Annotated in this window: 5 protein-coding genes and 1 pseudogene; all 6 read right to left on the bottom strand. The window is 64.0% G+C overall.

Annotated features, from left to right (window positions below; all coding sequences use genetic code 11):
* Positions 1-484: MCE family protein (locus A9X03_RS12955; protein ID WP_156746548.1), on the bottom strand; the 484-nt coding region annotated here is incomplete at its 3' end.
* The gene (locus A9X03_RS12950; RefSeq protein ID WP_068261376.1) at positions 474-1,526 is read right to left on the bottom strand and encodes a virulence factor Mce family protein; all 1,053 of its coding nucleotides are present in this window, start codon (positions 1,524-1,526) and stop codon (positions 474-476) included. The genes A9X03_RS12955 and A9X03_RS12950, both read right to left, overlap by 11 nt.
* Positions 1,526-2,728 carry an MCE family protein gene (locus tag A9X03_RS12945; RefSeq protein ID WP_067760383.1) on the bottom strand — a complete coding sequence of 401 codons (1,203 nt, stop codon included), beginning with the start codon at positions 2,726-2,728 and terminating at the stop codon, positions 1,526-1,528. The genes A9X03_RS12950 and A9X03_RS12945 overlap by 1 nt, the downstream gene beginning before the upstream one ends.
* Positions 2,729-2,747: 19 nt before the next feature.
* Positions 2,748-3,590 (bottom strand): ABC transporter permease, encoded by an 843-nt coding sequence (locus A9X03_RS12940; protein WP_067760385.1) that lies wholly within the window; start codon positions 3,588-3,590, stop codon positions 2,748-2,750.
* 7 nt (positions 3,591-3,597) lie between these two features.
* The gene (locus A9X03_RS12935; protein ID WP_067280820.1) at positions 3,598-4,362 is read right to left on the bottom strand and encodes an ABC transporter permease; all 765 of its coding nucleotides are present in this window, start codon (positions 4,360-4,362) and stop codon (positions 3,598-3,600) included.
* A gap of 236 nt (positions 4,363-4,598) precedes the next feature.
* A pseudogene (locus A9X03_RS12930) lies at positions 4,599-4,797 on the bottom strand (short chain dehydrogenase); the annotation flags it as partial.

Genomic DNA, 4,797 nt, shown 5'->3' with positions numbered 1-4,797 from the left:
TCAACACGTTCAACGCCTGCTCGAACTGGGACTTGTTCAGGTTGTTGGCGTTCTGGCCCAGATCCTCCAGCGCGCCGGCCAGGGTGTACGGCGTGGTCGTGCGACTGAGCGGGATCGTGGTCCCCTTGCCGCTGCCGGCCGGGGTCACCGCGATCGAACGCTCCCCGAGAATGGTGTCGGTGCGGATCGCGGCCAGCGACTGATCACCAACGGCGACATGGCGATCCACACTGAAGCTGATCTTGGCGCTGTCTCCGGCGAGGCCGACCGAAGTCACCTTGCCCACCTTGAAGCCCGAGACGTACACCGCGTTGCCGGGGTTGATGCCACCGGCGTCGGAGAAATAGGCGTCGTAGACCTTGCCTTGAGGCCAGAACGGCAATCCCGCGTAACCGAATGCGATGAGCACGACGCACACGACCAGCACCACGCCGAAAATGCCGGTGCGAAGCGGATCGCGCTCACGCTTTGCGTTACTTGGCAAAAGCGCACCTCCCCTTGCTGGGATCCACCTGGCCGCCGAGCGGCAGCAAGATGTCGCTACCGGCCGGGCCGTTGATCTTGATCGTCACGGAGCAGAAGTAAATGTTGAAGAACGAACCGTAGGCACCCAGCGCCGCCAGCCGCAGATAGTCCTCGCCCAACTGCTCGACGTCGTTGTTCACCTCGGCCTTGCGGTTGTCCAGTTCGGTCGCCAGCGGGCGGGTGTTCTCCAGGATGCCCTGCAGCGGCCGGCGTGAATTCTTCAGCAGCTCGGTCAGATCCGTCGTCGTGGAGGCCAGCGGCGGGATGGCGCCCGCGATGTCGTCTTTGTTCTTGGCCAGTCCGCTGATCAACTGCTGCAACTGGTCGACACTGGCCGAGAACTGAGCACTGCGCTGATCGACGGTCTTGAGGACCGTGTTGAGGTTTTCGATCACGTCACCGATGAGTTGGTCACGCTGGCCCAGCGCCGACGAGAACGCACTGGTGTCGGCCAGCACGTTGGACAACGCGCCGCCCTGCCCCTGCAGCAGCTCGATGACGGCGCTGCTGATCGTGTTGACCTTGGCCGCGTCCAGCCCCTTGAGCACGGGCCGCAGGCCGCCGAGCAGCGCGTCGAGATCCAGCGCCGGCTGGGTGTGCTGGGTGTTGATCGTCCCGCCCGGTGGCAGCTTGCGCAGCTCCCCGGGCCCGGACGTGATCTCCAAATACCGGTCACCGACCAGGTTTTCGTACCGGATCACCGCGCGCGTCGACGAATAGAGCGTATAACGCTTGTCGAGCCCGAACGTCACGTCGATGGTGTTGTCCTGGTTCAGTTTCACACCCGACACCGCGCCGACCGGCACGCCGGCGATCCGCACCTTCTGCCCCGCCTTCAGGCGCGACACATCGGTGAACGTTGCGTGGTAGGTGCTTTCGGGGCCGAACCGGAAGTCGCCGAAGACCACCACCAGTCCCGCGGACACGATCAGCATGGCTACCGCGAAGATGCTGACCTTGATCATCATCGAGCGGTGCGTCGGCATGGCCCCGGCCGGCATCAGAAATCGTCCCGTTCCGCGAAGGCGCCGTGGAACAGGAACTGCAGCGTCGAGGGCGCGTCGAACTGCAGTTCCGTGAACGGCTCGTACGGGATGTTGGCGTTGTCGGTGACCAGGAACGGGGCGCGGTAGAACGACCCGCCGGTCTGCTTGGTCGGAATGTCCGGCAGCCCGCGGCAGTTCGGGCCACCGGACGCATTGACGATCGGCAGGGACTCCGGGAACGTGTACGACGGCGCGCCGAGCACGAAGCTCGAGGACGTGAACAGGCCCGCCTTGCGGACACCGAGCAGCGGCGCGAATTCCTTGATGCCGCGCTCGATCCCGGCGAACAGGCAGCCGAATTCGGGGGAATAATCGGCCGCGACCTTCAGCGGGGCCCGCAGCCGGTTGATCGCGTCGATGAAGTTCTGTTCGGCCGGCGCCAGCGTCTCGTAGGCGTTATTGGCCAGACCGATCGTGGCCAACAACGTGTCGTTGAGGTTGTTCTGCTGGTCGACGACGGTCTTGTTGATCGTCGGCAGGTTGTCGAAGACGGTGTTGAGATCCGGGGCGGCGTCGGCGTAGGTGTTGGCGACCACCGCCGCCTTGCGGAAGTCCTCCTGCAGTGCAGGCAGTTTCGGATTGGTTTGGCGCGTCAGCGTGTTCAGGCCCGACAAGATGCCGCCGAAGTCGTCCCCGTGACCGCGCAGGCCTTCGGACAGCGCGCTCAGCGTCCCGTTGAGTTCGACCGGGTCGATCTTGTGCAGCAGGTCGATCAGCGACTGGAACAGGGTGTTGACTTCCAGCTGCACCGCCGATGCCGCCACGTGCGCGTTCGGGCGCAGCGACGTCGGCGAAGGGTTTTGCGGCGGAAGGAATTCCACCGCCTTGGCGCCGAAGATGGTGTTCCCCGCGATGTGCACCATCGCGTTGGAGGGGATGAAATGCATGTCGTCGCTGTTGATCCCGAGCGTTAACCGGGCCTGGTCATCGGCGTAGTCGATCGCCTCGACCTTGCCGATCTGGATGCCGCGGTATTTGACCTTGGCGCCCTTCTCCATCACCAGACCGGCCCGCGGCGCCGAGACCGTCACCGTGTCGATCGAGGCGAAAGCCGCGGAGTAGGACAGGTAAGTGACGAGCGCGAACGCCACCAACAGGCTGGCAAGCACCGCGGCTGCCAGCCGGACGGAGGTACGTCGCGTATCTGTTTCTGCCATGTCCCTTTAAGCGGTCCTGTTACCCGGAGAGGTTGAAGTTACCGGACGCGCCGTAAACGGCGAGTGAGATGCACAAAGTGATGACGACGACGACGATCAGCGACGTTCGCACGGCCTGGCCGACCGCGATGCCGACGCCGACGGGACCGCCGTGCGCGTTGTAGCCGTAGTAGGTATGGACCAGCATCACCGCGATGGACATCACGATCGCCTGCAGGAACGACCACAACAGGTCCGACGGGATGAGGAACGTATTGAAGTAGTGGTCGTAAAGACCCTTGGACTGCCCGTTGATGTACACCGTGGTGAAGCGGGCGGCGAAGAACGCGGCGAGTACGGACAGCGAATACAGCGGAATGATCGCGATGAGGCCGGCGATCAATCGGGTGGACACCAGATAGGACACCGATTCCACCGCCATGCATTCGACGGCGTCGATCTCTTCGGACACCCGCATGGCGCCCAACTGCGCGGTGGCACCGGCGCCGATGGTGGCCGCCAGCGCGATGCCGGCGATGACCGGCGCAACGACGCGGACGTTGAGGAAAGCCGACAGGAAGCCGGTCAGCGCCTCGATGCCGATGTTGCCCAGCGAGGAGTAACCCTGCACGGCGATGACCCCGCCGGAGGCGAGTGTCAGGAAGGCGGCGACGCCCACGGTGCCGCCGATCATGACGAGCGCCCCCGCACCCATTGTCATTTCGGCGATCAGGCGGACCGTCTCTTTGCGGTACTTGGTGATCGCGTGGGGAATGTGACGCACCGTCTGGCCATAGAACAAGGCCTGCTCACCGAAGTCGTCGACCGGCTCCTGCAACCGGGAGGCGAGGTTGCGCAGCCGGTAGGTGACGTCGTAGCTCATCGGGTACTCACTTCGCCGAGATCCGCACGCCGATGGCGGTCATCACCACGTTGATGACGAACAGACAGATGAACGCGTACACGACCGTCTCGTTGACGGCATTGCCGACGCCCTTGGGTCCGCCCTTGACGGTCAGGCCGCGGTAACAACCGACCAGCCCGGCCATCACGCCGAACAGCAACGCCTTGACCTCGGCGAGAACCAGCTCGCGCAGCCCGGTCAACACGGTCAACCCGTTGATGAACGCACCCGGGTTGACGCCCTGCAGGAAAACGGAGAACACGTAGCCACCGGACAGGCCGATGGCGCACACCAGCCCGTTCAGCAGCAGGGCCACCACCGTGGACGCCAGCACCCGGGGCACGACGAGCCGCTGGATCGGGTCGATGCCGAGCACCCGCATCGCGTCGATCTCTTCGCGGATGGTCCGCGCACCGAGGTCGGCGCAGATCGCGGTCGCACCGGCGCCCGCCACGACGAGCACGGTCACCACCGGCCCCAGCTGCGTGATGGTGCCGAATGCCGTTCCGGCGCCGGACAAGTCGGCGGCCCCGATTTCGCGCAGCAGGATGTTGAGCGTGAACGCCACCAGCACGGTGAAGGGGATGGACACCAGCAGGGTGGGAACCAGGGACACCCGCGCGATCATCCAGGTCTGTTCCAAGAACTCGCCCATTTGGAACGGCCGGCGAAAAGTCTGCCGGCCGGTGTCGATCATCATTTCGAAGAACCCGCCGACAGCGCGAGCGGGAACCGCAAGTTGTTCCCTCAACTTGGCTACCCCCCTCGGCTGCTCGCGGCGAAGTCTGTGCGTCGCCTTAGCGGTGTCTTCCGTCGCATGCGGCTCGATGTGAGCCGGATCATATTAACTCAGAACAAGATTAAGGTGTCAATGAAAAGCATTTCTTTGTCCAAAACGTTAATTACCCAGGTCAGACACCGTTACATTTTCCAGAATTGACACACGTTCTACCCACTGTTTCCCCCCCAGGAAGTAACCTCACACGGTTATTGCTCCATCAGCCCGACCGCGGAAAAGTTGCGCTCGGGATCCCGCCCAGCAAAGTACTCTTGCAGCGTCGCGCTCAGTTGCCCGGGCTCCCAGGCCGGTCCCTCTGCGCTGAATCGATGCTCCGCCGTGGGCGCGGCAACCAGGGTCACCTGCGGCCCGTACACGATGAACACCTGCCCGTTGACTTCCGCGGCC

It is taken from the genome of Mycobacterium sp. E1715 (assembly GCF_001667625.1).
Lineage (GTDB): Bacteria > Actinomycetota > Actinomycetes > Mycobacteriales > Mycobacteriaceae > Mycobacterium.
Note: the sequence above shows the minus strand (reverse complement) of the source record. Positions and strands in the feature narration are given on the sequence as shown.

Bases quoted from the DNA above. Each gene is read 5' to 3' on its own strand.
- A9X03_RS12950 (WP_068261376.1), bottom strand. From the start codon at position 1,526: ATGCCGGCCGGGGCCATGCCGACGCACCGCTCGATGATGATCAAGGTC.
- A9X03_RS12945 (WP_067760383.1), bottom strand. From the start codon at position 2,728: ATGGCAGAAACAGATACGCGACGTACCTCCGTCCGGCTGGCAGCCGCG.
- A9X03_RS12940 (WP_067760385.1), bottom strand. From the start codon at position 3,590: ATGAGCTACGACGTCACCTACCGGCTGCGCAACCTCGCCTCCCGGTTG.